The sequence below is a fragment of the Sinomonas sp. genome (assembly GCF_051955515.1).
In the GTDB taxonomy this organism is placed as follows: domain Bacteria; phylum Actinomycetota; class Actinomycetes; order Actinomycetales; family Micrococcaceae; genus Sinomonas.
Genome location: NZ_JBQCGQ010000229.1, coordinates 1 through 23,952 on the forward strand (window position 1 = coordinate 1; position 23,952 = coordinate 23,952).

Here is a 23,952-nt window from a genome sequence, read left to right on the forward strand (position 1 = left end):
GGGGGGGGGGGCGGGGGGGGCCCCGGGGCGGGGGGGGGGGCCCCCCCCGCCGGCGCGGCGGGGGCCGGGCGCGCCGGCGGCTGGGTCGGCGCGGCGGCCGCGGCCGCCGCGCGCCCCGCCCCCCCCCCCCGCAACCGGAAGACCCTGCGGACGTGACGGCGCAAGCGGGAGGGGACGACGAACGACGGCGGCGCCGCACCCGGAGGTGCAGCGCCGCCGTCGTTCGTTCGGGGAAAGCGATCAGCCCGTGTAAGGGGTCGCCGAGATGATCTCGACCTTGATCTCCTTGCCGTTCGGCGCAACGTAGGAAAGCTTCTCGCCCTGCTTGTGGCCGATGATCGCGGCGCCGAGGGGCGACTTCTCGCTGAACACGTCGAGCTCTGCGTCACCCGCAATCTCGCGCGAGCCGAGCAGGAACCGCTCTTCGTCTCCGGCGATCTTCGCCACGACGAGCATGCCCGGCTCGACCACGCCGTCGTCTGCGGGCTTCTCGCCTACCTGGGCATTGCGCAGCAGCTCCTGAAGTTGGCGGATACGGGCCTCGATCTTGCCCTGCTCCTCCTTGGCCGCGTGGTAGCCGCCGTTCTCCTTGAGGTCGCCTTCCTGGCGGGCAGCTTCGATCTTCTCGACGATCTCGTGACGGCCGGCACCGGAAAGGTGGTCCAGCTCTGCCTTCAGGCGGTCGTACGCCTCCTGTGTGAGCCAGGCGCCGCCATGGTGGGTGGTGGTCATCTCGTCTCCCTCATCAATCCGTGCCCATGCCGGCACGGCCTACCATGCAAAGACCCCGCCGGGGTGCGGCGCGAGTCCGGGCCTGAGCCCGGTCCGCCTGCTCCGACGGGGCATTGAGTATTTATCCATTGTAGTGACCGCGGCAGTGGATCCCAAGCTGGCGTGCGGCGCGTGTCACACCGCGTGGGCGCCAACAGGCCGTTGGTCGGGGGCTAAGTCCCCGCAACCCAGCACGAGTCGACGACGACCGAGACGGCCTGGCTCTCGGTCCGCAGATCGACGTGCGCGTTCTGCGTCGTCTCCCCGGAAGCCCCGGCTACAGGCCCGAATTCAAGCTGTTTCCACCCGACAACCGCGAACGAATCGTCCAAGGCCTTCACCGCGCAATAGGCGGTCGCCGAGGCCTCCTTCGTCACCTGGAAGTCCTCCGACGCGTGCCAGGCGTCCGGCGTCGCGTACCCAACGTCCTTGAACGTCACCGTCGCCTGATTTCCGCTCCACGCGAACACGGCGACGCCAATGACGACGACGACGAGCACGGCTGCCACGAGCAGCCCGGCGGAGCGCCGAGTGAGGCCTCGGCGCGGAGCCGTGCCATAACGCTGGGCATACCGGGAGGCGGCTGCTCCGGGGGATTGGGTCACGTGTCTATTCTAGGAGGCGTGTCTGAGAACCTGCGTCTGCTCGCGGTCCACGCCCACCCCGACGACGAATCCAGCAAGGGTGCCCCCATGATGGCGAAGTATCTCGACGAGGGCCACGAGGTCATGGTGGTGAGCTGCACTGATGGGTCCCGCGGGGACATCCAGAACCCGGCGCTCGTGGGCCACGCTCACGCCGCAAGGGACATGGCGGGCGTGCGTCGACTGGAGATGGCGGAGGCGCAGCGGATCATCGGGATGCAGCACCGGTGGCTCGGGTTCACCGACTCCGGGCTTCCCGAGGGCGACCCCCTGCCGCCGCTGCCCTGGGGTGCATTCGCGACCTTGCCGCTCAAGCAGGCGGCTGCCCCGCTCGTCCGACTGGTCCGCGAGTTCCGGCCGCACGTCGTGGTGGCGTACGACGAGAACGGCGGCTACCCCCACCCCGACCACATCATGGCCCACCGGGTGGCGGTCGAGGCCTTCCGCGCAGCGCCCCTCGAAGAGGAATATCCCGACGCCGGCGAACCATGGGCCCCCGCGAAGCTGTACTACGACGTCCCCTTCAACGTCACCAAGTACCAGGCGTTCCATCGCGCGCTCCTTGAGGCGGGGCTCGAATCGCCTTACGCGCGCTGGGTCGCCTCAGAGGTAGAGGACGACGCCGAAGGGCACCACCCGTGGGCTGCTCGCCACCCCGTCACGACCAAGGTGGAGTGCGCCAAGTACTTCAAGATCCGCGACCGGGCGCTCGCCGCCCACGCCTCCCAGGTGGACCCGAACGGCTCGTTCTTCGCTGTGTCGCTCGAGATGCGTCAGCGCATCTGGCCGTGGGAGGACTACTCCCTCATCTCCTCGAGCGTGGGAACTCCAGAAGCCGAAGAGATCGAGACCGACCTGTTCGCCGGACTCAGGTGACCGCCGAAGGGTGGTGACGGCGGGCAATAGTTCGCGCGGCTAAGATAGATGGGTGCATTCCCTCCTTCTGGCCCTGTCTGCCACGCCCGCGCCCAGCCCCTCGGGGACGCTCCGTCCGGGCCTGACAGACGACCAGGTTTCGCCCGGCATCTGGGGATTCCTCGCGACGGCGTTCGTCGTCCTCATCACGATCCTCCTGATCGTGGACATGGTGCGCCGTCTGCGCCGCGTCCGGTACCGGAGCCAAGTCGCCGAGGAGCGGGAGGGTCAGACGGCTGAGGTGGACTCCGACGGCACCGAGGGCGCTGACGGCGAGAAGTCGGCGCGCTAGCCCACTTCTGGCCGTGGGCGCATCAATGCTTACCTAGGGGTTCGTCCCGCAAGGCAAGGTCGCTTCCTCATACGCGGACGCCGTTCCGCTGGTTCCCTGGGGAAATACTCCGGTGCTTCGCACAATCATTCGGAAAGTTGTGCTTCGCAGGTCTTGGCAGACTACCTCCGGACTCGTTTGAGTCAAGGACGCCTGACCTTGGTTGAAGCTATTGAATGGACCTGCGACTCGCTGCAGGCCCCACCAGACGGTCTTGTAGAGCGTCGTGCTTTGGTTGATGCTCACCATCGGGATAGTGCACCGGGTCGCTGGATGCCCACCCACGCTTCCATTGGGGTAGATCCAACCGGAGCTCCTCTTGTAGATGGACCCCGTGTCGATCGTGCACCTCACGCCGGCCGGACCGCTGATGACAGCAGAGGGTGCGCGGGTTCTGGCGTCGCGCACGGGACCCATCTGGGTGTCCTCGAAGTGATCAGGCTGCTTTTCAAGCTCTGCGAGATCCTTCCAGACGAGGTCACCCGGCCCTGGAGGACGGACAGCTGGGTCATAGGAAGGCGCGCCTGGAGGCGCGCTGATTCCTGCTGGTGTAGCCGGAGCGGCGAACGCAGGCTCGGCCGTCATCAGTGCTGCGCCGGCAAGGAGCGCGGATGAGAACTGTGCAATCAGCTTTCGCATCTTTTCCTACTTCCATGGTCCGATGGGGTGGGGTTCGATTAGGTGGCGCGAAATGCAGGAAAATTTGTTGCAGCGTGAAGTGATTTTTCAGGTATGCTTGAATCATGTCGCTGGTTTGGATCGTCATGCAGGAGGATTCGCCCTTCAACCCTGTTATTGGAGTATTCGCCACCGTCGAGGAGGCGGAGTCATTCTCGCAGGAGATTAAAGGGCAATTCTCAAGGGGCGTCGTTTATTCCAGCTTTCAGATTGGATATAGATTCGACAGCGGCCCTGGCCATGTCGGGTACGGGCCAGACTCCTAGGGTTGGCTTCTGGGGGTGGATCAGGCGGGGGGCTGACGGCTGTGTCGTCGTCAGCGCGACTAGACGTTGTCCGAAGTGCATTCGAAATTCACTCGGAATCGATGTTGCTCGACCTGTACCCCCTGAATCGAAGTTCCTTTTTCAGGAATTTATCCCTGGCTGAGCTTCATTTTCAAGAACGCGAGGCGCGGTCTCCAATCACGTCGCTTTGACCATCGACGTCGGATCTCAGTGTTGGTCGGCGCCAACACTGAGATTTGATGGGGACGCCACTTAGATTGAGTCCTTTTCTGCGAAATCTCGTCTTCTCGGGGAAGTGCGAATGTACTGGTGTGGTATAGAGGCGAGTCGATGCAGGTCCTCGATGGTGAACATTCTTTGGTAATTCATCTAGCCAGCTCTTGCGAGAGAAGTCGCTTGATGCCAGTATGTCCGGCGTCGTGCGTGTACCGCTGCGTACCGCTGCCAGGTGTAGCAGCCCCGCGACTCGGGCAGACTCAGGGGTATGACGAACCGACTCGCGGGACAGGCCTCCGCCTACCTCCGCCAGCACGCCGGCAACCCGGTCGATTGGCAGCCCTACGGCGACGAGGCCTTCGCCGAGGCAACGCGGCGCGACGTCCCGGTTTTCATCTCCATCGGCTACGCGGCGTGCCACTGGTGCCACGTGATGGCCCATGAATCCTTCGAGGACCAGACCACCGCCGACGAGCTCAACAGCCGATTCGTGAGCATCAAGGTGGACCGCGAGGAACGCCCTGACGTCGACTCGGTCTACATGGCCGCGTGCCAGGCGATGGGGGAGCAGGGCGGCTGGCCGCTGAGCATCTTCGCGCTGCCCGATGGGCGGGCCTTCTACGCCGGGACTTATTACCCGCCGCGTCCCGTTCCGGGGCGGCCGAGCTTCCGGCAAGTGCTCGATGCGGTCTGGGAAGCATGGACGGAACGCCGCGAGGCCGTGGAGCGCCAAGGCGCTGCGCTCGCCGAGGGGCTCGGCGGCGTGTTCTCGGCCCACCTCCTTGACATTGACGCGCCAGCAGAAGTGATCGAGCCCGACCTCCTGGCCGGAGCGGTGACGGATCTCATCAGCAAGGAAGACCCCGAGCACGGCGGCTTCGGCGGCGCCCCCAAGTTCCCGCCGTCGCCCGTGCTCGAATTCCTCGTGCGGCACGCAGGTGCGGCGAAGGCCGACGGCGACTCGGCGGTCGCCGCCCGCGCACTCGCCGGCCGCACCCTCGCCGCGATGTGCCGCTCGGCGCTGTTCGACGCGCTCGGCGGGGGCTTCGCCCGCTACTCGGTGACGGCGGACTGGTCGCTCCCGCACTACGAGAAGATGCTGTACGACAATGTGCAGCTCCTCCGCGTGCTCGCCCATTGGATCCGGCTGGGCGGCTCGGAGGAGTTCCCGCTCGACGAAGCAAGAGCGGCCGCCGGGCTCACGGCTGACTGGATGCTCCGCGAACTCGGCCTTCCCGAGGGCGGCTTCGCCTCTTCCCTCGACGCCGATTCCGAGCGTGATGGCCGGAGCGTGGAGGGCGGGTACTACGTCTGGACGCGGAACGAAATCGCCGCGGCTCTCGGTCCAGAGGCAGCCGACGACGCCGCGCGGCTCGCCGGCATCTTCGGCCTACCGGGCGGCCCCCATGCCGGGAGGGCGGCGCCGCTTCATGCGGGCCGCGCACTCGAAGCGCGAGAGCGCGAGCTGTTCGAACGCCACCGCGCGGCGCTCCTCGCCGACCGCTCTCGCCGGAGGCTGCCGGGGCGCGACGACAAGGTGGTGGCCGAATGGAATGGCCTCGCCGTCGCTGCGCTCGCGGACGCCGCCTGGGCTCTGGGCCGCCCGGAGCTGCTCGAGGAGGCCCGGCGTGCCGCCGGACTCCTTCAGACGGTCCACTGGGACGGCTCGCGCTTCCTGCGCGTCTCGCACGCGGGAACTGCCGCGGGCATCGAAGGTCTGCTGGGCGACTACGCCGCGTGTGCTGAGGGGGCCTTCGCACTCTATGCCGCCACGGGGGAGGAGCGCTGGTACGCGTGGGCCGAGGAACTCCTTGCCGCAGCCACGCGAAGGTTCGTTGCTGATGGCCTCCTCTCCGATGAGGCCGTGGACCGAACCGGGGCGACGGCGGTGCAGACGGCGCTCGCCGGCGCACGCACCCTTGACCCTCATGACACCGAGACTCCGAGTGGCGCGTCCCTGCTGGCAGGAGCCCTCCTCACCCACGCCGCGTACAGCGGCTCGCCCGACCACCGCACGCTCGCGTCGTCGATCCTCGGCGGCCTGCCCCGGATGCTCGCGCAGGGCGCCCGAGTGGCTGGCTGGCTGCTGGCCGTCGCTCAGGCGTCGCTCGCCGGACCGCTCGAGGTGGCGGTCGTCGGGAACCGCGGTGAGCAGCGCCGTCGTCTGCAGGCCGAGGCGCTCGCGGCGACGAGTCCGGGGGTCGTGGTCGCAGTGGGGGAGCCGGCGGGGGAGGACGCCCTGGTGCCGCTCCTTGCGCACCGCGAGGCGGCGAACGACGGCGGTCCCCTCGCCTACGTCTGCCGGGAGTTCGCCTGCCGTCTTCCGGTGGCCAGCGCCGAGGCCCTGCGCGAACAGCTCGCCGGGGGCAGCTGAGCCCGGCTAGGCGACGGGCGCGTTGAGGACCGCCACGATGATCGCCGCGAAATGCACCGCGAAACCGGCCACGGTGAAGGCGTGGAAGAACTCGTGGAAGCCGAAGTGCTTCCAGCTGAAGTTCGGGCGCCGGATCCCGTAGAAGACGGCGCCGGCAATGTAGAAGGCGCCGCCGATGCAGATGAGGATCGCCGCGGGCACGCTTGCGGCGAAGAACTGGGGGAGGAACAGGAATGCCGCGCAACCGAGCACCACGTAGATGGGCACGTAGAGCCACCGCGGGGCGCCGACCCAGAGGACTCGGAAGAGCACCCCGAGGATGGCGCCCGGCCAGACGAGGTACAGCAGCAGGACGCCGGTGTCGCGGGGCAGGAGCACCCACGAGAGCGGCGTGTAGGTCCCGGCGATGACGAACATGATGTTCGTGTGGTCGATCCGCTTCAGCACGGCCTTGGTCCGCGCAGACCAGTTCCCGCGGTGGTACACGGCGGAGACGGAGAAGAGGGTGAGACCTGTGAGCGCGTAGATGGCACACACGATCTTCCGGTCCGCCCCGGGCGCGATGGTGACCAGGACGATGCCGGCCACGAGGGCAAGCGGCGCAGCGACGGTGTGGATCCACCCGCGCCAGGACGGCTTGAGGGCGAGGAGCTCGGCGCGGCTCAGGCCGAGGTCAGGCATGCAGCAATTCTAACTTACGCAAGGGTAAGTTACTCACGGGTAACAAGTAATTCCCCTGGGGTAGCCTTAGGAAGGCACAGGCCCCTCGCGGGCTCGGAACAGCATGCGCGCGGGAGGGTCGATGGAACTGCCCGGATTCCTCTATGGCTACTACGAGCGGCGCCTCCAGAGGGCGCTGACGCCCGAGGGGATGCCGCGGCACATCGGCGTCATGGTGGACGGCAATCGGCGCTGGGCGCGCCAGTTCAACGCGCCCACGAGCCAGGGCCACCGCGCGGGGGCCGACAAGATCCACGAGTTCCTCGGCTGGTGCCGCGAGCTCGGCGTGCGGGTCGTGACGCTCTACATGCTCTCGACCGACAACATGAGCCGCTCGAGCGAAGAGCTGAACGAGCTCACGGAGATCATCGCCGAGACACTTGACCGCCTCGACGACGACCCCAACGTCTCCGTGCACGCCATGGGCGCACCCGAGCTCCTTCCGGACCACCTCGCCGAACGCCTCGAGCGGCTCACGGCGAAGCCGAGCCCGTCGGAACCCCTGCACGTCAACGTCGCAGTGGGCTACGGCGGCCGGCGCGAGATTGTGGACGCCGTGCGCGACCTCCTCCGCGACGCGCTCGCCCGCGGGGAAGACATCAGCGCCCTGGCCGAGCGACTCGACGTCGAGGACATCTCACGGTTCCTCTACACCGCGGGGCAGCCGGATCCCGACCTCGTGATCCGCACATCCGGGGAGCAGCGCCTTTCGGGCTTCCTCATGTGGCAGAGCGCCTACAGCGAGTTCTACTTCTGCGAGGCGCTGTGGCCGGACTTCCGCAAGGTCGACTTCCTCCGGGCCCTTCGCGACTACGAAGGCCGCCAGCGCCGGTTCGGGACGTGACTAGGCCGCCGTCGTCCTGAGTCCCCGCGCCACGGCCACGAGGCAGACGAGGCACACCACGGCAACGCCCAGGAGGAGCACGCCGTACGGGGCGAAGCCAGCGAGTCCGGCGAGCACGATCGGGAGCAGGAAGCCGATGTAGCTGAGGCTGTAGTAGACGCCGGTGAGGCCTGCGAGGTCCTCCGGGCCGGCGATCGACTGAACCTCACCCAGGCCCGAAACGAGGCACGTTCCATAGGCGGCGCCGAGCACCGCCGCGGCGAGGGCGCCGAGCCACGGCGAGAGCGCGACGGCGTTTTCCGCGGCCGCGAGGAGGCCGAGGAGCATCGCCCCGAGTCCCACAAGACCGGCGCGTCCCCGGGTGAGCGCGTTGAGGCGCGGCACGAGCGGCTGCACGAGCGCGCCGATTCCGAGTGTCAGGACGGTCAGGCCCGTGGCATAGGCGAGGGCCCATTGGCCCATGACGGGCGCCTCCAGCAGCGGGATCACCGCGTAGCCGATCCCGGCTGTCGCGAAGATCCACGGCGCCGCGGGCAGCACCACACGGACGAAGCGGCGATGTCCTGCGAGGGGAACCCGAAGGTCCTCCCACAGGCTGGCCGGCCGCGACGACACGTCTACTGTAGATTCCGGGACCCGCACCACGAGTGCGAGGGAAGCCAGCGCGAGCAGCACGTGCACGGCGTACGGCAGCAGCGAGGGCAAGGGGCCCCACTGGGCCAGCGAACCGGCGACTCCGGCGCCCAGACCGAAGCCGAGCGTGAGGGCGAGGGCCGGACGGCGCGCGCCGGCTGAGGTTCGGCGTTCCGGCGAGAGGGCCGGATCGAAGCGCGGTCCCGAGAGCTCCTTGACCCAGCTCGTGCCCACGGACATGGCGATGCCCACCGAGGTGCCCGCGAGGCACCGCCCCACGCACAGTGCGAATCCGGACGCAGCTCCCGCGGCCAAGACCACGCTCGCCGCGGCCGAGAGCAGGACGCCGGCCATCACGATCGGGCGGCGACCATGCCGGTCGGACAGTGCGCCGCCGACCAGGAGACCGGGAACGAGGCCCGCCACGTACGTGCCGAGGAAGACGTCCACCGCGACCGCGGAGTAATGGAACATCACCTCGTAGAGGTGCAGAAGCGGAGTGAAGTGGTTTCCACCCCACGCGATGGCGAACAGGGCGGAGCAGGCACGGAGCCAGGGGCGGCGCATGAAGGGGCTTTCTGGGTCGGACGGGCGTGTGGCGGCGGCTCGAGGAGCGTGGTTTCAGGAGCCGGAGGCTCCTGGGCCGTCGAGGCCCACGTGGGAGCGGAGGAGGCTTGCGTAGCCCGCGGCATCGCCGCGCGCGAACAGCTCGGCGAGCTCGCGGTGCTGGGCGAGGAAGCGGGCGACATCGGAGCGTCCGCTGCGGACGACGGCGTGCGTGAGGCGGGCGAGCCTAGGGCGGAGCTGGGAGTAGAAGGCGTCCACCAGCGGGTTCAGCGAGGCGCTGGCGACGGCCGCATGGAAGGCGTGGTCAGCGCGCGCGAAGGCGAGGGCGTCCCCGCTCGCCTGGGCGTCAGCCTGCTCGGCGAGGAAGCCCTCGAGGGTGCGCCACGTCGTCGTCCGTTCGTCCTTGCCTGCGGCCCGCACGGACTCTGCTTCGAGCATGACGCGGGCTTCGAGCAGGTGGCGGGCGGCGGCGTCGTCCTCTGCAGTGACCACGGCGCCTTTCTTCGGATAGAGCCTCAACAGGCCCTCCGAGGCGAGGCGCAGGAACGCCTCGCGGATCGGGGTCCGGCTCATGCCGAGCGCTTCGGCCCGCTCTCCCTCGGTGATGAGGGAGCCCGGCTGGAGCCTTCCGGCCACGATGTCCTCTGCGAGCGAGAGGTAGGCGCGGTTGGCCGCGGTGGAGGTTCCGGAGGGCTGCGGCGGGAGCGGCATGCTCTCATCATAGTCTCTTGTCCACATTGATAGATGCAACAACGTATCCCTTGTGATTCAAACAACATGCCCACCGCGTTCATCTGCTCGACACCCCGCCCGGCGTAGTGTTGCGGCATCGGGCAGCATCCGTTGCCCGATGCGGGGAGGCCGAGGATGGGCGTTGCGTTTCAGCAGCTCCAGGAGGCCGGACCGGCCTCACGGCCGAACCGGACGGAACTGGAGAATGCCGGGGGAATCCCGGGGGCTGGAGTCGACGTGACGACCGCTGGAATGCTGTCCCAAGAGTCCGCCGCACAAGCTGGAGCTCGGCGGACCTACGTGTTGGACACCTCAGTGCTGCTCTCCGACCCGAGGGCCGTGCTTCGTTTCGCGGAGCACGAAGTCGTGATCCCCGTCGTCGTGATCACGGAGCTGGAAGCAAAACGGCACGATCCCGAGCTGGGCTACTTCGCGCGCAAGGCGCTGCGGCTCCTGGACGACTTGCGCGTTGAGCACGGCAGCCTCGGGACTGCGGTCCCGCTGGGCTCGGCCGGGGGAACCCTCGTGGTGGAGCTCAACCACATCTCGGCGGACGTCCTGCCGGCCGGATTCCGCAGCGGGGAGAACGACGCGCGGATCCTCGCGGTAGCGAAGAACCTCGCGAACGAGGGCAAGCTCGTGACCGTCGTGTCGAAGGACCTCCCCATGCGGGTCAAGGCCTCTGCGATGCAGCTGGAAGCCGACGAGTACCGCAACGAGCAGATTGTCGACTCGGGCTGGACCGGCGTTGCGGAGATCGAGACCGGCGAGGCCGAGGTAGCCGCGCTCTACGGGCACGAGCCGGTGTTCCTGCCCGAGGCAGCGGAGATGCCCGTCAATACGGGCCTGGTGATCATGTCGCCCCGCGGCTCGGCCCTGGGCAGGGTCGGCGCGGACAAGCAGGTGCGGCTCGTGCGCGGGGACAGGGAGGTGTTCGGCCTCCACGGCCGTTCGGCCGAGCAGCGTCTCGCCATCGACCTGCTCCTGGATCCCGGCGTCGGGATCGTCTCGCTTGGCGGCAAGGCCGGCACCGGCAAGTCCGCGCTTGCTCTCTGTGCGGGCCTCGAGGCGGTCATGGAGCGCCGGGAGCACAAGAAGGTCGTGGTCTTCCGGCCGCTGTTCGCCGTCGGCGGGCAGGAGCTCGGCTACCTCCCCGGGACCGAAGCCGAGAAGATGAACCCGTGGGGCCAGGCCGTCTTCGACACGCTCGGGGCGCTCGCCGGCCCTGACGTGATCGACGAGGTCATGGACCGCGGCATGCTCGAAGTCCTCCCGCTCACGCACATTCGCGGGCGCTCCCTGCACGATTCGTTCGTGATCGTGGACGAGGCGCAATCCCTCGAGAAGAACGTGCTGCTCACCGTCATGAGCCGGATCGGCCAGAACTCGAAGATCGTCCTCACGCACGATGTGGCCCAGCGCGACAACCTCCGCGTCGGCCGCCACGACGGGATCGCCGCCGTCGTCGAGACGCTCAAGGGCCACCCGCTCTTCGGACACGTGACGCTCACGCGTTCCGAGCGTTCGCCGATCGCCGCGCTCGTCACGGAACTCCTCGAGCGAGCCGAGATCTAGGCGCCTGGGCTCGCAAGGTGAGCGGCCGTCGTCGTCCTCGGGAACCTCAGGAGGCTGGAACCCCCAGGAAGGCGGCGGCCGCTTCCGCCACCTAGGACTCGCCGTCCTATAGGGTCCAAGGGTGACCCACCGACTCCCGGAGCTGTGGCAGGAAAGCCCTCTCGCGTTCTGGCTCGTCGTCGCGTGCCTCGCCTACTACGCCTGGATGGCTGCGCGGCTGACCGCCATCGACATCCGCAGCCACCTGCTGCCCAACCGCATCGTCCTGCCCAGCTATTGGGCCGCCGTTCCCCTGAGCCTCGCGGCCGCGCTTGGCAGCGGGGCGTTCGACGGCGCTGCAGTCCTCCGCGTCCTGGGCGGCGGTGCGGTGCTGTGGGCCGTGTACTTTGTGCTCCGCGTTGTCTACCCGGCCGGCATGGGCTTTGGGGACGTCAAGCTCGCCGGCGTGCTCGGCCTCTATCTCGGCTACCTCAGCTGGGAGCACCTCCTGTGGGGCACCGCGGCGGCGTTCCTGCTGGGCGGGCTCTATGGCGTCGTGCTCATCGTCCTGCGGCGGGGCACAGGGAAGACCGCCATCCCGTTCGGGCCGTTCATGCTCGTGGGCGCGGCGTTGGCGCTCCTGCTTCCGGCCTAGCCCTGCACGAAATGGGCCCGCTGCTGCGGGTCGAGGGCCCACTCGATGGCCTGGCGGTGCAGGGGCGGAAGGTCGGGGAGTGCGTCGGGGCGGAACCACTCGACCTCGAGGTTCTCGTCGTCGCTCACGCGGGCCTCTCCAGCCAGATACGCGCAGGCCATGATGACGTCGAGATACTGGGCGTTGTCGCCATTCGGGTAGACGACCGGTGCCGTCGTGGCCACACCGGCCAGATGGCTGATCCGCACGTGGACCCCCGTCTCCTCGAGGACCTCCCGCACCGCCGTCGCCGCGGGTTCCTCGCCCGGCTCCACGATGCCCGCCGGCACGGTCCACCGGCCGTTGTCGGCGCGGCGCACGAGGAGCAGCCGCCCGTCATCGTCCGTCACCACCGCCTTGACGCCGGGAAGCCAGAGGGGGTGAACGCCGATCATGTCGCGGAGGGCCAGGATGAAGTCAGGGGTGGGCACGGATCCCAGCGTACTCAGTCGTGCCTTGGGCCTTGCCGGATTCCCCAGCTTCCGATCCGGATTCCCCAGTTCTTGAGCTTGCAGACTCACTTCGACGCGACGGATCCGCGGATAGATCCGGACCGGCTTCCTCGAGCCACCGAGGAGACCTCGAGAGCAGGGGAAAGGAGGGGAAGTTGGCGGAGAAGATGGGGAGATTGACGAAATGCAGCGAGGGGGCCTCGGACGAGACCCCCTCGCTTTCACACCCGGCGTCAGGCCTTGCGCCCCGTCATGGTCGTGACATCAAGCGCCTTGTCGAGCTGCTCCTCGGTGAGCTCCCCACGCTCCACGAAGCCGAGAGCGAGCGTGGCCTCCCGGATCGTGAGGCCCTCCTTGACGGCCTTCTTGGCGATCGCGGCGGCGTTCTCGTACCCGATGTACTTGTTGAGCGGGGTCACGATCGAGGGAGATGCCTCGGCGAGGAACCGCGCACGCTCGACGTTCGCCGTAATGCCGTCCACCATCTTGTCCGCCATGACCCGGGCCGTGTTGGCCAGCAGGCGGATCGACTCGAGCAGGTTCGCGGCCATGACCGGAATGCCGACGTTGAGCTCGAAGGCGCCGTTCGTCGAGGAGAGCGCGATCGTCGTGTCGTTGCCGATCACCTGTGCGGCCACCATGATCGCCGCCTCGCAGATGACGGGGTTGACCTTGCCCGGCATGATCGACGAGCCCGGCTGGAGGTCCGGGATGGCGATCTCGCCCAGGCCGGTGTTCGGGCCGGAGCCCATCCAGCGGAGGTCGTTCGAGATCTTCATGATCGAGTAGGCGATCGTCCGCAGCTGCCCGGACGCTTCGATGAGCCCGTCGCGGTTCGCCTGCGCCTCGAAGTGGTTGCGGGCCTCGGTGATCGGCAGCGAGGTGTCCTCGGCGAGGAGGGCGATCACACGCTGCGGGAAGCCCTCCGGCGTGTTGATGCCCGTGCCCACGGCGGTGCCGCCGAGCGGGACCTCGGCGACGCGGGGGAGTGAGGCCTCGATGCGCTCGATGCCGTAGCGGATCTGTGCCTCGTACCCGGAGAATTCCTGGCCGAGCGTGACGGGGGTCGCGTCCATGAGGTGCGTGCGGCCGGACTTGACGACGTCCTTGAACTCCTCGGCCTTGCGGCTGAACGAGGCCGCGAGGTAGGTCAGGGCGGGGACGAGGTCGTTGAGCAGGGCGTTCGTAGCGGCGACGTGGACGGACGTCGGGAAGACGTCGTTCGAGGACTGCGACGCGTTGACGTGGTCGTTGGGGTGCACCACCTTGTCCACGCCCTTGTCCTTGAGGGCGCGGCTGGCGAGCTCGGCCAGGACCTCGTTCATGTTCATGTTCGAGGACGTCCCCGAGCCGGTCTGGAAGACGTCGATCGGGAAGTGCTGGTCGAACTCGCCGGTCGCGACGCGGTCAGCCGCATCGGCGATGGCGTCGGCGAGATCCCCATCGATCACGCCGAGCTCCTCGTTCGCCCGTGCGGCGGCCTTCTTCACGCGCGCGAGCGCCTCAATGTGCTTGCGCTCGAGGGTCTTGCCCGAGATCGGGAAGTTCTCGACGGCACGCTGCGTCTGCGCACGGTACAGGGCGGCAGCGGGCACGCGCACCTCGCCCATCGTGTCGTGTTCGATCCGGAATTCGGCAGTTTCCTGCACGGCAGAGTCAGTCATGGCACCCAGATTAGACCCCCGGGAGTGGCCGCTCCGAACCGGTCGTGAACTGGCGAAGCCGGTGCTACACGTTGCCGAGACCGGAGACGAGCTCCGCCTTCCCCTCGCCGAGGTGGTAGCAGACGCCGAGGACGGCGGTGCGCCCCTCCTCGACCGCCGTGGCGATCACCTTGGAGGTTTCGAGGAGCCGTTTGCCGGTCTGCTTGACGTGCTCGACGACGGTCTCGTTGACCGTCGTGACACCGTTGCGCTGCGCGGTGAGCACCGAGGGCATGATGCGCTCGACGAGGTCGCGGACAAAGCCCTGCGGCATCTCTCCGGTCTCGTACGCGTTGACCGTGGCCGTGACCGCGCCGCACGAGTCATGGCCGAGGACAACGATGAGCGGCACCCCGAGCGGGTCGATCGCGTACTCGAGGGACCCGAGGACGGCCTCGTCGATCACCTGGCCGGCGGAGCGCACCACGAAGGCGTCGCCCAGGCCCAGATCGAAGATGATCTCTGCCGCGAGGCGCGAGTCAGAGCAGCCGAAGACGACGCAGAACGGGTTCTGGGTCGCCACGAGCTCGCTGCGGCGCGAAGAATCCTGGTTCGGGTGGATGGACGTTCCGGAGACGAAGCGCTCGTTGCCTTCACGAAGGGTGCGCCAGGCTTCCGCGGGAGTGAGGGTTTCAGACACGGCCTCTACTCTAGACCCACCTGTCTACCTGTATCGGGCGGCGCCCGTCACAGACGCGCGATCAGCGCCCAGTGGCTGTCGAGGCGGCTACCGCGGCCGCGACGACGTCGAATTCCGAGAAGTCTGCCGATCCGGAGACGATGACGGTGGTTCCCCCCACGGTGCCGACGTAGCTCTTCTCGACCCCCGGCTTGTCGTAGAGCGTCCACTCCACGCCTCCCGCGCTCCGCGTCCCGGTCTTCGGGGCATCCTTGACCTGCTGCGTGATCCACGTCGGGTTCGCGGTGGCCGTCTGGACCACGGACACGAACTGCTGCTTGGGGGTGACGTACCCCACGTCCCACTGGCTCACGCCGTCCGACCCGCCTGCCACCCATCGGGCGTAATTCGCCGAGTAGCCGTCGGGCAGAGCCGGAGCAGCCGGGGAGAAGCCCGCGGTGTCCTTCGCATTGGCCGCGACGGCGCTCACGTCAACAGTCGGACGGTGGACCTGGCTCTGCGAGTTGGCGCTCAGCAGCATGATCGGCACCAGCACGAGCAGCGACACGGAAAGTGCCATGATCATGCCGATGACGGACGCGTTCGCGCGCTTCGCCGCCCCGGGTGTGAGAACGGGCTTGGCCACCGGCTGGTCGGCTGTGGAATGGGCTTCGGGGGTGCTGCTCACCCCTCCATTGTCCCTGATCGCCCCGGCGCCCTCCGACCGTCCGCGAGTCACACAACGACCCATGTGATCGCCGTCATCGCAGGCCCAGGGGGCGCGCCCGCAGACTATGATCGAAACAAATCCGACTCGAAGAAGAGGTCACCGTGTCACCTGCGCCGATCGACAGCCAATACTCGACCCTCTCCAGCTCCCTCACCCTCGGGGCCGACGAGCCGGACCGCAACCTCGCCCTCGAGCTCGTCCGCGTCACCGAGGCCGCCGCCATCGCTGGCGGCCACTGGGTGGGCTTCGGCGACAAGAACCGGGCTGACGGCGCGGCCGTCGACGCGATGCGTTCGTTCCTCCACACCGTGCACTTCAACGGCGTCGTGGTCATCGGCGAGGGGGAGAAGGACGAGGCCCCCATGCTGTACAACGGCGAGCGCGTGGGCGACGGCACGGGCCCTGAGGTCGACGTGGCCGTCGACCCGATCGATGGGACGCGCCTCACCGCACTCGGCATCAACAACGCCCTCGCGGTCCTCGCCGTCGCCGAGCGTGGCACCATGTTCGATCCCTCGGCGGTCTTCTACATGGAGAAGCTCGTGACGGGCCCCGAGGCAGCCGACCTCGTGGACCTCCGCCTCCCGGTCAAGCAGAACCTGCACCTCATCGCGAAGGCGAAGGGCGTCAAGGTCAACCAGATCAACGTGTGCATTCTGGACCGCGACCGCCACAAGCCGCTGGTCGAGGAGATCCGTGCGGCGGGCGCGCGCACCAAGTTCATCATGGACGGCGACGTGGCGGGCGCAATCGCCGCCGCGCGCTCGGGCACGGGGGTCGACGCCCTCATGGGCATCGGCGGGACGCCCGAGGGGATTGTGGCCGCGTGCGCGATCAAGTCCCTCGGCGGCGTGATTCAGGGCCGGCTGTGGCCCACGAGCGACGAGGAGAAGCAGAAGGCCCTCGACGCCGGCCACGACCTCGAGCGCGTCCTGACCACCAACGACCTGGTGAGCAGCGACAACTGCTACTTCGCCGCGACCGGCATCACCGACGGCGACCTCCTCAAGGGCGTCCGGTACGAGAAGGATCGGGTCAAGACCCAGTCGATCGTCATGCGGTCCAAGTCGGGGACCGTGCGATTCGTGGACGCCGAGCACCACGCGAGCAAGTGGGAGAACTGGGCCCGCCGGTCCTGACGGCTGCGGTTCGCGGCTAGACTGGCCCGCGGCCCACAGCGTTGCCCCACCACAGGAGGATCATGACCCCCGAGAGCCAGTTGCGCGCCGGCGAAGCGACCGCCCGCCCCTGCACCGACCGCAGCGAATGGGACGGCCTGGTCAACGAACTGGGCGGCCATCCGCTCCAGCTGTGGGGATGGGGCGAGGTCAAGGCGGCGCATCACTGGCGGGTCGAGCGGCTGATTGTCGACGACGACGGCACTCCCCTGGGCGGGGCCCAGATCCTATACCGGGGGTTGCCGTGGCCGCTCAAGTCGTTGGCCTACATCTCCCGCGGGCCCGTCTGCGCGCCAGAGGATGCGGCCCGGGTGCTGGACGCCGTCGCCCGCCACCTCCGCTCGACGCAAGGTTCGGTGGCCCTTGTGGCCGAACCGGACTGGGATGCGGGATCGGCGGGGGAGCGAGGGCTCGAAGCGGCTGGGTTCCGACGCACGGAGAGCACGATCCTCATCCCGCGCACGCTCATCCTGGACCTGCAGCAGGGCGAGGACGAGCTCATGGCGGCCATGTCGCGGACCACGCGGGCCAACGTGCGCAAGAACCTCAAGAGCCGGCTCGAGTTCCGCAAGGTGGCCTCCGAGGCGGAACTCGAGCAGGTCCTCGCGATCTACCGCGAGACGGCGCGCCGCGCGGGCTTCGGCATTCACTCCGACGCCTACTACCGCGACATCTGGCGCTTCCTCGGCGGCGATTCGCCGGTCGTGGCCGCGTTCGACGGCGACCAGGCGGTCGCCTTCGTGTGGATCGCCAAGAGCGCGGGGACCGCGTTCGAGCTGTATGGAGGCGTCACGGAGGCCGGACAGAAGGCGCGCGCGAACTACGGCGTCAAGTGGGCTGCATTCACGGCCATGAAGGCCGAGGGCTGCGCCCGCTACGACCTGAACGGCCTGCTCAACGACGGCATCTCTGACTTCAAGAAGCAGTTCGCACAGCACGAGAATCTACTCTCCGGCACCTGGGAGCTTCCGCTCTCGCCCCTCTACCCCGTCTACTCGACCGGAATGCCGATCGCCCGGCGCGCACTGCAGCGGGGTCGATCCCTCGCAAAGACCGGCGCCCGCCAGGCAAAGGGCGCCCTGAGGCGCCTCAGGCCGGGAGCCTAGCCGAGGTCCCCGCCAAGGTTCGTCGTCACGGCGAAGGCGACGACGCCGTCGTCGCCCGCGTGTGCAAGGGCTGGTGCCTCGACAGCTGGGATGAAGGCTGATTCGCCGCGCCCGAGGAGCAGATCGCCCTTCGGCGTGTCCAGCGTGAGCGAGCCTTCCACCACAAGGACGACGGCGGCGCCCGCCTGGGCGACTGGCACGGGCTCGCGGCTGTCCTCACCCGTCTGTGGCGCGACGCGGATGCGCTGGAGTTGGAACTCGTCGAACGGAGGGCGGTAGATCTCCTGGCCGAGCCCCGACTCGACCGCCGTCAGGAACGGGACCGGCAGCGACGCGAAGCGCACGGTCTTGAGCAGTTCGGCCACGTCCACGTGCTTGGTGGTCAGACCGCCCCGCAGCACGTTGTCCGAGGACGCCATGACCTCGATCCCGAGGCCCGAAAGGTAGGCGTGGACGTTGCCCGCTCCGAGGGCCAGGGCCTGGCCCGGTTCGAGGGTCACGCGGTTCAGCAGAAGCGAGACGAGGACCCCCGGATCGTCGGCGTAGTCCTGCGCGAGGGCGGCGACTGTTCGCAGTCCCGGATCGTCCGCGCGGGCAGCGATGATCGCGGCAGCGGCGGCCCCCACCGCGGCGCGCACCTGCCCCCCGCCCGCGATCAGGCGGGCGAACGCTCCGCGCAGCGCCTCTTCCTCGTCCGGATCCCGGAGGAGTTCGGCAACCTGCTCGGTGACCTCAGCCGCGCCCTGCCCCACAAGGAGCGCCGTGAGTTCCTCGAAGCGCGCCGCTGCGTCGGCCGCGCTGCGGAACCCGCAGAGCGCCTCGAAGCGGCTGAGGGCGAAGATCATCTCGGGTTTGTGATTGTCGTCCTTGTAGTTCCGGTCGGGCGCGCTGCGGCTCACCCCGGCGGCGTCCTCCGCGGCGAAGCCGGCTCGCGCCTGCTCCAGCGTCGGATGAACCTGTAGGGACAGAGGGCGGTCCGCCGCCAGAACCTTGAGCAGGAAGGGAAGCCGTGCGCCGAAGGCCTCGATGCTGGCCTCGCCCAGAGCGGCCTCCGGGTAGCCGTCGATCACACTGTCCAGCCCGGTCCCCTGCGTCTGATCGCCGGCGTGGACCTGGGAGGGGGAATCAGGGTGCGCGCCGATCCACAGCTCAGCCTCCGGACCTCCCGACGGCTCGCGACCGAGGAGCTCCGCGATGGCGGTGGTCGAGCCCCAGGCGTACGGGCGCAGGGTGTTCAGCAGTCGATGCATTCGGTGGTCCGGGGGCCTCTCAGTCGGGTGAACGGGTACTGCTCGAGGTGTTGAGGGATCTCACAGGGGTTTGCATTGGCCGTTGTCGGCCATGATGGCGTCCAGGATCTGGCTCTGGCCCGTCTTCACGAGGTAGTCGAGCCGTGCAGCGTTGACGGGCACTCCATCTGGACCCGTCTGGTTGTATTGGTTCGCTGGCGCCTGCCCAGAAAGGACTGTCGGCGCAAGGACGGCCGGTGCCGCGAGAGCCGGGCCGCCGGCAGAGCCGCGCCCTGCCCCGGCAGCCTTCGGCGACGGCGAGGCCGACGACGCAGAGAGTGCGCTCTGGACCTTCGCGTGGATCTGGTCGAAATCCGGGTACGTGGGGAAGTCCGCGGGGAAGTCTGGCGGCCCGATCACCAGGCGGCTGACCGGCTGTCCCTTGCCCTTCATGGCGAGGTCGACGAAGCTGCCGAGCTGGGACGAGGAGATGTTGGACTCGACCACCTTGGTCCCGGCGTTCGCGATCGATTCGAACTTGGACAGGACGGTGGCCGGGTTCAGCTGATTGATCATTGCCTGCTGGATGCACTGCTGGCGCGCAATCCGGTCATAGTCGCTCGCGTATTCGCGCGAGCGCCCGTACCAGAGGGCGTGGTACCCGTCGAGGGTCTGCGGGCCGGGCGCGATCCAGCCGAGCGGGGGCTCATGATCGCCGCTGTCGTCGGTTGCCGCGCCGCTGATCGGCACCCAGCCGCCGGCATCGATGCGGATTCCGCCCAATGCGTCGATGAGCTGGGCGAACCCGTCCATGTCCACCAGGACGTAGGCCTGCACCTTGATGCCAAGGGTCCCCGACACCGCCTCCATGGTGGCCTGGGCGCCGGGATCGGCGACGCCCGGGTAGAGGTTCTTGTACTTCTCCGTGACCTCGGTGTTGATCGCGTTGATCAGGCAGTCATTGCCGCAGTTGTAGCCGTCGGGGTAGACGGACCGCATGGGGGAGCCCTCGGCGAACTGGGCGTTCTGCAGGTTGCGGGGAACGGAGATGATGGCCGTACGGCCCGTGGAAGCATCCACGCTCAGCACCGACAGGCTGTCCGGGCGACGGCCAGTGCGGTCCGCCCCCGCGTCGCCGCCCATCAGGAGGAAGTTGTAGCGGCCGTTGACGGGAGCGATGGCGGGGCCGCCGGAGAAGATGCTCCCGACGGCGCCGCGGGCGACGTTAGTGAGGTACGCGGCATAGGCGAGGCTTCCGCTCGTGGCCACGAGGCACAGGACGAGAGCGGCGATGACGGCGGGACGCAGGCGCCGCACCAGCAGTGGGACGCGGATGATCCGGAGGGTGTTGATCCAGATGAGGGCCCAGCCGACCGCGAGGACGAGCAGCACCACGATGACGACGAGGGACGCGACCGGATCGGTGACGAGCGTGAGCAGCAGCCCACGATTGATGAGCCCGACGACGACGGCGAGCAGCACGGCGATCCATGCCGCCGCGGTCACGGTGAGCGCCCGCCGCGCAAGGACCCGGCTCCCTGCGATGAGCTGGGCGCTGCCGGGCAGCACAAGCGTCAGGGCGAGGAGCACCAAGGCCCGCCTCGTGCGGACGCCAGAGGGCGCCTGCTCCGGATGCCTCAGCGGCTCGGTCAGCCGGCTCCGGGAAGACATGCCGCCGGGCGCTGCCTGCTGGGCGTGGATCACCATGCGCGCTCTCCTTACCCAGGCTCTCCCTGGCTGCTGTCCGCCGCGAACACTTCGGCGACCTTCCGGCGCAAGGATTCGCCCTTGCGCGATGCCGTCGCATTGAGATCGTCCGCGAAACGGGACAGATCTTCCGAGAGGCGCGCGGCGAGTTCGTCAGTTCCGGAGGCAAGAAGTCGCACGGCGAGGAGCCCGGCGTTGCGTGCACCCCCGATCGAGACCGTGGCGACGGGCACGCCCGCGGGCATCTGAACGATCGAGAGGAGCGAGTCCATGCCGTCCAGAGTCTTGAGCGGGACGGGCACGCCGATGACGGGCAGCGTGGTCACCGAGGCGAGCATCCCCGGCAGGTGGGCCGCGCCTCCTGCTCCCGCGATGATGGCGCGCAGCCCGCGCTCGCGCGCCTTCGACCCGTACGCGATCATCTCGTGCGGCATACGGTGAGCCGAGACGACATCGGCCTCGAAGGGAACGCCGAACTCGGAGAGTGCATCCGCGGCGGCCTCCATGACGTTCCAGTCGGAGTCCGACCCCATGACGAGGCCGACGAGGGGCTGGCGGCCCGGCGTGCTCATGCGCTCTCCTGTGTGATCGTTTCGACGCGGTCTGCCCCGTCCCGGACTACTGCGGCCACGTGGGCTGCGCGGGCCCGGAGTTCCTTCGGATCCGTTCCCGGTCCGCCGACGAGGTTGACGTGACCGATCTTTCGTCCGGGGCGCACGGATTTGCCGTAGGTGTGGACCTTGGCCTCGGGGTCGGACGCGAGGGCTTCGGGATAGGCGGAGAACAGGTCCTGATTCTGACCGCCCAGGATGTTCTTCATCACGGCCCATCCGCCGAGGACCGCCGTCCCGCCGAGGGGAAGGTCCAGGACTGCGCGCAGATGCTGCTCGAACTGGCTCGTGACACAGCCATCCTGCGTCCAGTGGCCGGTGTTGTGCGGGCGCATGGCGAGCTCGTTGACGAGGAAGCCCGGGCCGCGCCCGGGGGTCTCGAAGAGTTCCGCGGCCATGACGCCGGTGACGCCGAGTTCGTTGGCGATGGCGAGCGCGGCAGCCTGCGCGGCCTCGGCGACGGCGGGGTCGAGGCCGGGCGCGGGCGCGATGACCTCGTCGCACACCCCATCCACTTGGATCGTGTGCACGACCGGCCACGCCTGCGAGGCGCCGCTCGGGGTGCGGGCAATCAGGGCGGAGAGCTCGCGCGTGAAGGGAACCATCTCCTCGGCCAGGAGGGGACTCATGGCGCCGAACCAGTCGATCGAGGCCGAGGCGTCAGCGGAGGATCCGAGGACGCGCACGCCCTTCCCGTCGTAGCCGCCGCGCGGCGTCTTGAGGACGATCGGCCACCCGATCTCGTCCCCGAACGCGATGAGGTCCTCGACGTGATGGACGGCGGCCCAGCGGGGGTTGGGAAGGCCGAGCCGGTCGACCGCGGCGCGCATCCGCAGCTTGTCCTGGGCGTGGACGAGCGCGGCGGGTCCGGGCTGCACGTTGACGCCCTCGGCCATGAGCGCGAGAAGGTGCTCAGTGGGGACGTGCTCATGGTCGAACGTGAGGACGTCCACCTCGCGTGCGAACTCACGCAGGTCCTGGAGGCTGCGGTAGTCCCCAACGGGCGCATTCGGCACGGCGGGGACCGCGGAGACGTCCTCGGCCTCAGCGAGGACGCGCAGCTCGATCCCGAGGGCAGTGGCGGGAGGGGCCATCATGCGGGCCAGTTGGCCGCCGCCGACGACGCCGATCACAGGAAAACTCACCCGCCAAGCCTACCGAACCCGGAACGCGCGACCCTGTGAAGTCTGACAGGACCCTGAGGGCCACTGAGGGCGGCGCGTAGAATAGTCGTCTGAGCGTGCCGCCGCTAGAGCACGCAGCGGGCCCCCGAGGCAGGGGTCGGAAGTGCACGAACAGTCTCGGAGGAACATGATCAACGCCATTTCGGATCGGCTGCGCGGTCTCGTCTCGCTCTTCTGGCGGGAGGTGGCGAAGTTCGGCACGGTCGGTGGCCTCGCGTTCGTCGTCGACTCCGCCGTGTTCATCTGGCTCCTCAACGGCCCACTGCACAGCGGCGAGGTCTGGGCCAAGTCGATCGCGACCATCATCGCCAGCATCTTCTCGTGGGTCGCCAACCGCTACTGGACCTTCCGCCATCGCAAGCAGGCGAACGTGGTGCGGGAAGCGGTGCTCTTCGCCGTCATGAACGGCGTGGGCCTGCTGATCGCCGCGGGCTGTGTCGCGGTCACCAAGTACGTCCTGCTCATGACCGACAAGGTCTCCATCTTCGTGGCAGGCAGCGTGGTGGGCCTTGTTCTCGGCACCATCTTCAGGTTCTTCGCCTACCGGTTCTGGGTCTTCAATGAGGAACTCGACTCCGAGCCCGGCTACGAGGTGGACCACGAGATCTTCGACCACCATCACGAGGATCGGATAGCGGTCACCGGCGAGCAGCCGGTGGTGGGCGAGCAGCCCGAACGCTAGTCAGCCGGCGGTGATCCGTTCGGCCTTGCGCAGGGCTGGTGTGTCCGCCACGTCCTGATGCCGCAGGACGGCCGAGCCGTCTGCCGCCCAGGCCCCGAGGAGCGCTGCGAGCACCTCGGTGAGGGGACGCGACGCGTCCACGAGGATGCGGGCACTGGCCTCGGCAGGCACGGCCCATCGCCCCAGCAGCTCAGACTGGGTCAAGGCGTCGCCGCCGAGGCGAGCAGCGTCGTCGTCCGCGGCCGGCGGATCGAAGGGATCGAAGGAGTCGGCGAATTGCCGCACCAAGGCCGCGTAGTCCACGTCGCCGGGGGAGAGCGTCCCCGAGTAGGCGAGGTCGAGCGCGCCGAGGGCGACGACGACTCTCGTGGCGCCCGCCGGAGGCGCCCCATCCGCTCTGGCCGAGAACAAGAGCTCCGTCTCGCCGTCCACGAGGATCGCGCCTGCCTGCCACGCCGCAAGAGCGAGCACGGCGGTCTTCCAATGCGGCGGAAGGTCGAGCCGGAACCGAGCACCAGGCTCCACATCGAGCTCTTCCACCAGCAGGTTGGAAGTCTTGGCGGCCCAGTTGTCCAGCACTCTCCCCGACAGTTCGACTCGTTCGCCTCCGGACCCGTACCAAGTGAGGCGCGGGGCGGCGGAGTTGCCCGCGCGGAGGCGGTGGAGGAGGTCGGCGACAGTCAGCGGTGCGGTGGGTGCCATGGGTCCATGGTGCCGCACTGCGCGTCGGCTGGAGCAGCCCGCGACACGCGTTCGGGCGTGGCGTGCCCCACCACATGGAATCCTTCTGG

General features: G+C 68.5%; 23 protein-coding genes. 9 read left to right on the plus strand and 14 right to left on the minus strand.

Annotation, left to right across the window (positions count from 1 at the left end; translation table 11 throughout):
* Nucleotides 1–240: 240 nt before the first annotated feature.
* A complete protein-coding gene (gene greA / locus ACTHL9_RS13510) occupies nt 241–732 on the minus strand; it encodes a transcription elongation factor GreA (RefSeq protein WP_440519789.1) in 492 nt (163 codons plus the stop codon).
* Between the two features lie 212 nt (nt 733–944).
* A complete protein-coding gene (locus tag ACTHL9_RS13515) occupies nt 945–1,376 on the minus strand; it encodes a DUF4307 domain-containing protein (RefSeq protein WP_440519790.1) in 432 nt (143 codons plus the stop codon).
* An 18-nt stretch (nt 1,377–1,394) separates the two neighbouring features.
* On the opposite strand from ACTHL9_RS13515, the gene mca reads away from it, so the two are divergent.
* From mca to ACTHL9_RS13530, 3 genes are all read left to right on the plus strand, one after another.
* Nucleotides 1,395–2,291 (plus strand): mycothiol conjugate amidase Mca, encoded by an 897-nt coding sequence (mca, locus tag ACTHL9_RS13520; RefSeq protein ID WP_440519791.1) that lies wholly within the window; start codon nt 1,395–1,397, stop codon nt 2,289–2,291.
* Nucleotides 2,292–2,343: 52 nt separating this feature from the next.
* The gene (locus tag ACTHL9_RS13525) at nt 2,344–2,622 is read left to right on the plus strand and encodes a hypothetical protein (RefSeq protein WP_440519793.1); all 279 of its coding nucleotides are present in this window, start codon (nt 2,344–2,346) and stop codon (nt 2,620–2,622) included.
* 1,488 nt (nt 2,623–4,110) lie between these two features.
* Nucleotides 4,111–6,216, plus strand: a complete 2,106-nt coding sequence (locus tag ACTHL9_RS13530) for a thioredoxin domain-containing protein (RefSeq protein ID WP_440519795.1) — start codon at nt 4,111–4,113, stop codon at nt 6,214–6,216.
* Between the two features lie 6 nt (nt 6,217–6,222).
* On the opposite strand, the gene trhA is transcribed toward ACTHL9_RS13530, so the two are convergent.
* The gene (gene trhA, locus ACTHL9_RS13535; RefSeq protein WP_440519796.1) at nt 6,223–6,897 is read right to left on the minus strand and encodes a PAQR family membrane homeostasis protein TrhA; all 675 of its coding nucleotides are present in this window, start codon (nt 6,895–6,897) and stop codon (nt 6,223–6,225) included.
* A gap of 121 nt (nt 6,898–7,018) precedes the next feature.
* Here trhA and ACTHL9_RS13540 point away from each other — a divergent pair, with 121 nt between their 5' ends.
* The gene (locus tag ACTHL9_RS13540) at nt 7,019–7,780 is read left to right on the plus strand and encodes an isoprenyl transferase (RefSeq protein WP_440519798.1); all 762 of its coding nucleotides are present in this window, start codon (nt 7,019–7,021) and stop codon (nt 7,778–7,780) included.
* Here the strand turns inward: ACTHL9_RS13540 and ACTHL9_RS13545 are convergent, their stop codons facing one another.
* Nucleotides 7,781–8,980: an MFS transporter gene (locus ACTHL9_RS13545; protein WP_440519799.1), complete on the minus strand. Its 1,200-nt coding sequence runs from the start codon at nt 8,978–8,980 to the stop codon at nt 7,781–7,783.
* A 54-nt stretch (nt 8,981–9,034) separates the two neighbouring features.
* A complete protein-coding gene (locus tag ACTHL9_RS13550; RefSeq protein ID WP_440519801.1) occupies nt 9,035–9,691 on the minus strand; it encodes a GntR family transcriptional regulator in 657 nt (218 codons plus the stop codon).
* A 273-nt stretch (nt 9,692–9,964) separates the two neighbouring features.
* Between ACTHL9_RS13550 and ACTHL9_RS13555 the strand changes: the two genes are divergently transcribed.
* Nucleotides 9,965–11,287, plus strand: a complete 1,323-nt coding sequence (locus ACTHL9_RS13555; protein WP_440519837.1) for a PhoH family protein — start codon at nt 9,965–9,967, stop codon at nt 11,285–11,287.
* A gap of 121 nt (nt 11,288–11,408) precedes the next feature.
* Nucleotides 11,409–11,921, plus strand: a complete 513-nt coding sequence (locus ACTHL9_RS13560; RefSeq protein WP_440519802.1) for a prepilin peptidase — start codon at nt 11,409–11,411, stop codon at nt 11,919–11,921.
* Here ACTHL9_RS13560 and ACTHL9_RS13565 read toward each other — a convergent pair.
* The 4 genes from ACTHL9_RS13565 to ACTHL9_RS13580 all read right to left on the minus strand — a co-directional run bounded on the left by ACTHL9_RS13565 (nt 11,918) and on the right by ACTHL9_RS13580 (nt 15,422).
* Nucleotides 11,918–12,391, minus strand: a complete 474-nt coding sequence (locus ACTHL9_RS13565) for an NUDIX hydrolase (protein ID WP_440519803.1) — start codon at nt 12,389–12,391, stop codon at nt 11,918–11,920. The genes ACTHL9_RS13560 and ACTHL9_RS13565 overlap by 4 nt on opposite strands.
* 254 nt (nt 12,392–12,645) lie before the next feature.
* A complete protein-coding gene (locus ACTHL9_RS13570) occupies nt 12,646–14,076 on the minus strand; it encodes a class II fumarate hydratase (protein WP_440519804.1) in 1,431 nt (476 codons plus the stop codon).
* 64 nt (nt 14,077–14,140) lie between these two features.
* Nucleotides 14,141–14,755, minus strand: coding sequence for a carbonic anhydrase (locus tag ACTHL9_RS13575; protein ID WP_440519805.1), 615 nt, complete (start codon nt 14,753–14,755; stop codon nt 14,141–14,143).
* Between the two features lie 61 nt (nt 14,756–14,816).
* Nucleotides 14,817–15,422, minus strand: a complete 606-nt coding sequence (locus ACTHL9_RS13580) for a DUF4245 domain-containing protein (protein ID WP_440519807.1) — start codon at nt 15,420–15,422, stop codon at nt 14,817–14,819.
* 143 nt (nt 15,423–15,565) lie between these two features.
* Between ACTHL9_RS13580 and glpX the strand changes: the two genes are divergently transcribed.
* Nucleotides 15,566–16,603 carry a class II fructose-bisphosphatase gene (gene glpX, locus ACTHL9_RS13585; RefSeq protein WP_440519809.1) on the plus strand — a complete coding sequence of 346 codons (1,038 nt, stop codon included), beginning with the start codon at nt 15,566–15,568 and terminating at the stop codon, nt 16,601–16,603.
* Between the two features lie 62 nt (nt 16,604–16,665).
* Complete coding sequence (locus tag ACTHL9_RS13590; RefSeq protein WP_440519811.1) at nt 16,666–17,748, plus strand: lipid II:glycine glycyltransferase FemX; 1,083 nt, start codon at nt 16,666–16,668, stop codon at nt 17,746–17,748.
* Here ACTHL9_RS13590 and manA read toward each other — a convergent pair.
* Genes manA through ACTHL9_RS13610 form a run of 4 tightly spaced genes read right to left on the minus strand, consistent with a single transcriptional unit; the run spans nt 17,745 to nt 22,440 of the window.
* Complete coding sequence (manA, locus tag ACTHL9_RS13595; protein WP_440519813.1) at nt 17,745–18,998, minus strand: mannose-6-phosphate isomerase, class I; 1,254 nt, start codon at nt 18,996–18,998, stop codon at nt 17,745–17,747. The genes ACTHL9_RS13590 and manA overlap by 4 nt on opposite strands.
* Before the next feature lie 60 nt (nt 18,999–19,058).
* Nucleotides 19,059–20,684, minus strand: a complete 1,626-nt coding sequence (locus ACTHL9_RS13600) for an LCP family protein (RefSeq protein ID WP_440519815.1) — start codon at nt 20,682–20,684, stop codon at nt 19,059–19,061.
* 11 nt (nt 20,685–20,695) lie between these two features.
* Nucleotides 20,696–21,256 (minus strand): 5-(carboxyamino)imidazole ribonucleotide mutase, encoded by a 561-nt coding sequence (gene purE / locus ACTHL9_RS13605; RefSeq protein ID WP_440519816.1) that lies wholly within the window; start codon nt 21,254–21,256, stop codon nt 20,696–20,698.
* On the minus strand, nt 21,253–22,440 hold the full coding sequence (locus tag ACTHL9_RS13610) for a 5-(carboxyamino)imidazole ribonucleotide synthase (protein WP_440519818.1): 1,188 nt from the start codon (nt 22,438–22,440) through the stop codon (nt 21,253–21,255). Before ACTHL9_RS13610 ends, purE begins: the two co-directional genes overlap by 4 nt.
* A gap of 166 nt (nt 22,441–22,606) precedes the next feature.
* On the opposite strand from ACTHL9_RS13610, the gene ACTHL9_RS13615 reads away from it, so the two are divergent.
* Nucleotides 22,607–23,161: a GtrA family protein gene (locus ACTHL9_RS13615; protein WP_440519819.1), complete on the plus strand. Its 555-nt coding sequence runs from the start codon at nt 22,607–22,609 to the stop codon at nt 23,159–23,161.
* On the opposite strand, the gene ACTHL9_RS13620 is transcribed toward ACTHL9_RS13615, so the two are convergent.
* Nucleotides 23,162–23,863, minus strand: a complete 702-nt coding sequence (locus tag ACTHL9_RS13620; RefSeq protein WP_440519821.1) for a TIGR03089 family protein — start codon at nt 23,861–23,863, stop codon at nt 23,162–23,164.
* Nucleotides 23,864–23,952: the final 89 nt, after the last annotated feature.

Bases quoted from the DNA above. Each gene is read 5' to 3' on its own strand.
- ACTHL9_RS13555 (WP_440519837.1), top strand. From the start codon at position 9,965: ATGCTGTCCCAAGAGTCCGCCGCACAAGCTGGAGCTCGGCGGACCTAC.
- greA (WP_440519789.1), bottom strand. From the start codon at position 732: ATGACCACCACCCACCATGGCGGCGCCTGGCTCACACAGGAGGCGTAC.
- ACTHL9_RS13530 (WP_440519795.1), top strand. From the start codon at position 4,111: ATGACGAACCGACTCGCGGGACAGGCCTCCGCCTACCTCCGCCAGCAC.
- ACTHL9_RS13540 (WP_440519798.1), top strand. From the start codon at position 7,019: ATGGAACTGCCCGGATTCCTCTATGGCTACTACGAGCGGCGCCTCCAG.
- ACTHL9_RS13600 (WP_440519815.1), bottom strand. From the start codon at position 20,684: ATGGTGATCCACGCCCAGCAGGCAGCGCCCGGCGGCATGTCTTCCCGG.
- ACTHL9_RS13615 (WP_440519819.1), top strand. From the start codon at position 22,607: ATGATCAACGCCATTTCGGATCGGCTGCGCGGTCTCGTCTCGCTCTTC.
- ACTHL9_RS13590 (WP_440519811.1), top strand. From the start codon at position 16,666: ATGACCCCCGAGAGCCAGTTGCGCGCCGGCGAAGCGACCGCCCGCCCC.
- ACTHL9_RS13545 (WP_440519799.1), bottom strand. From the start codon at position 8,980: ATGCGCCGCCCCTGGCTCCGTGCCTGCTCCGCCCTGTTCGCCATCGCG.
- ACTHL9_RS13570 (WP_440519804.1), bottom strand. From the start codon at position 14,076: ATGACTGACTCTGCCGTGCAGGAAACTGCCGAATTCCGGATCGAACAC.
- manA (WP_440519813.1), bottom strand. From the start codon at position 18,998: ATGCATCGACTGCTGAACACCCTGCGCCCGTACGCCTGGGGCTCGACC.
- ACTHL9_RS13620 (WP_440519821.1), bottom strand. From the start codon at position 23,863: ATGGCACCCACCGCACCGCTGACTGTCGCCGACCTCCTCCACCGCCTC.
- ACTHL9_RS13550 (WP_440519801.1), bottom strand. From the start codon at position 9,691: ATGCCGCTCCCGCCGCAGCCCTCCGGAACCTCCACCGCGGCCAACCGC.
- purE (WP_440519816.1), bottom strand. From the start codon at position 21,256: ATGAGCACGCCGGGCCGCCAGCCCCTCGTCGGCCTCGTCATGGGGTCG.
- trhA (WP_440519796.1), bottom strand. From the start codon at position 6,897: ATGCCTGACCTCGGCCTGAGCCGCGCCGAGCTCCTCGCCCTCAAGCCG.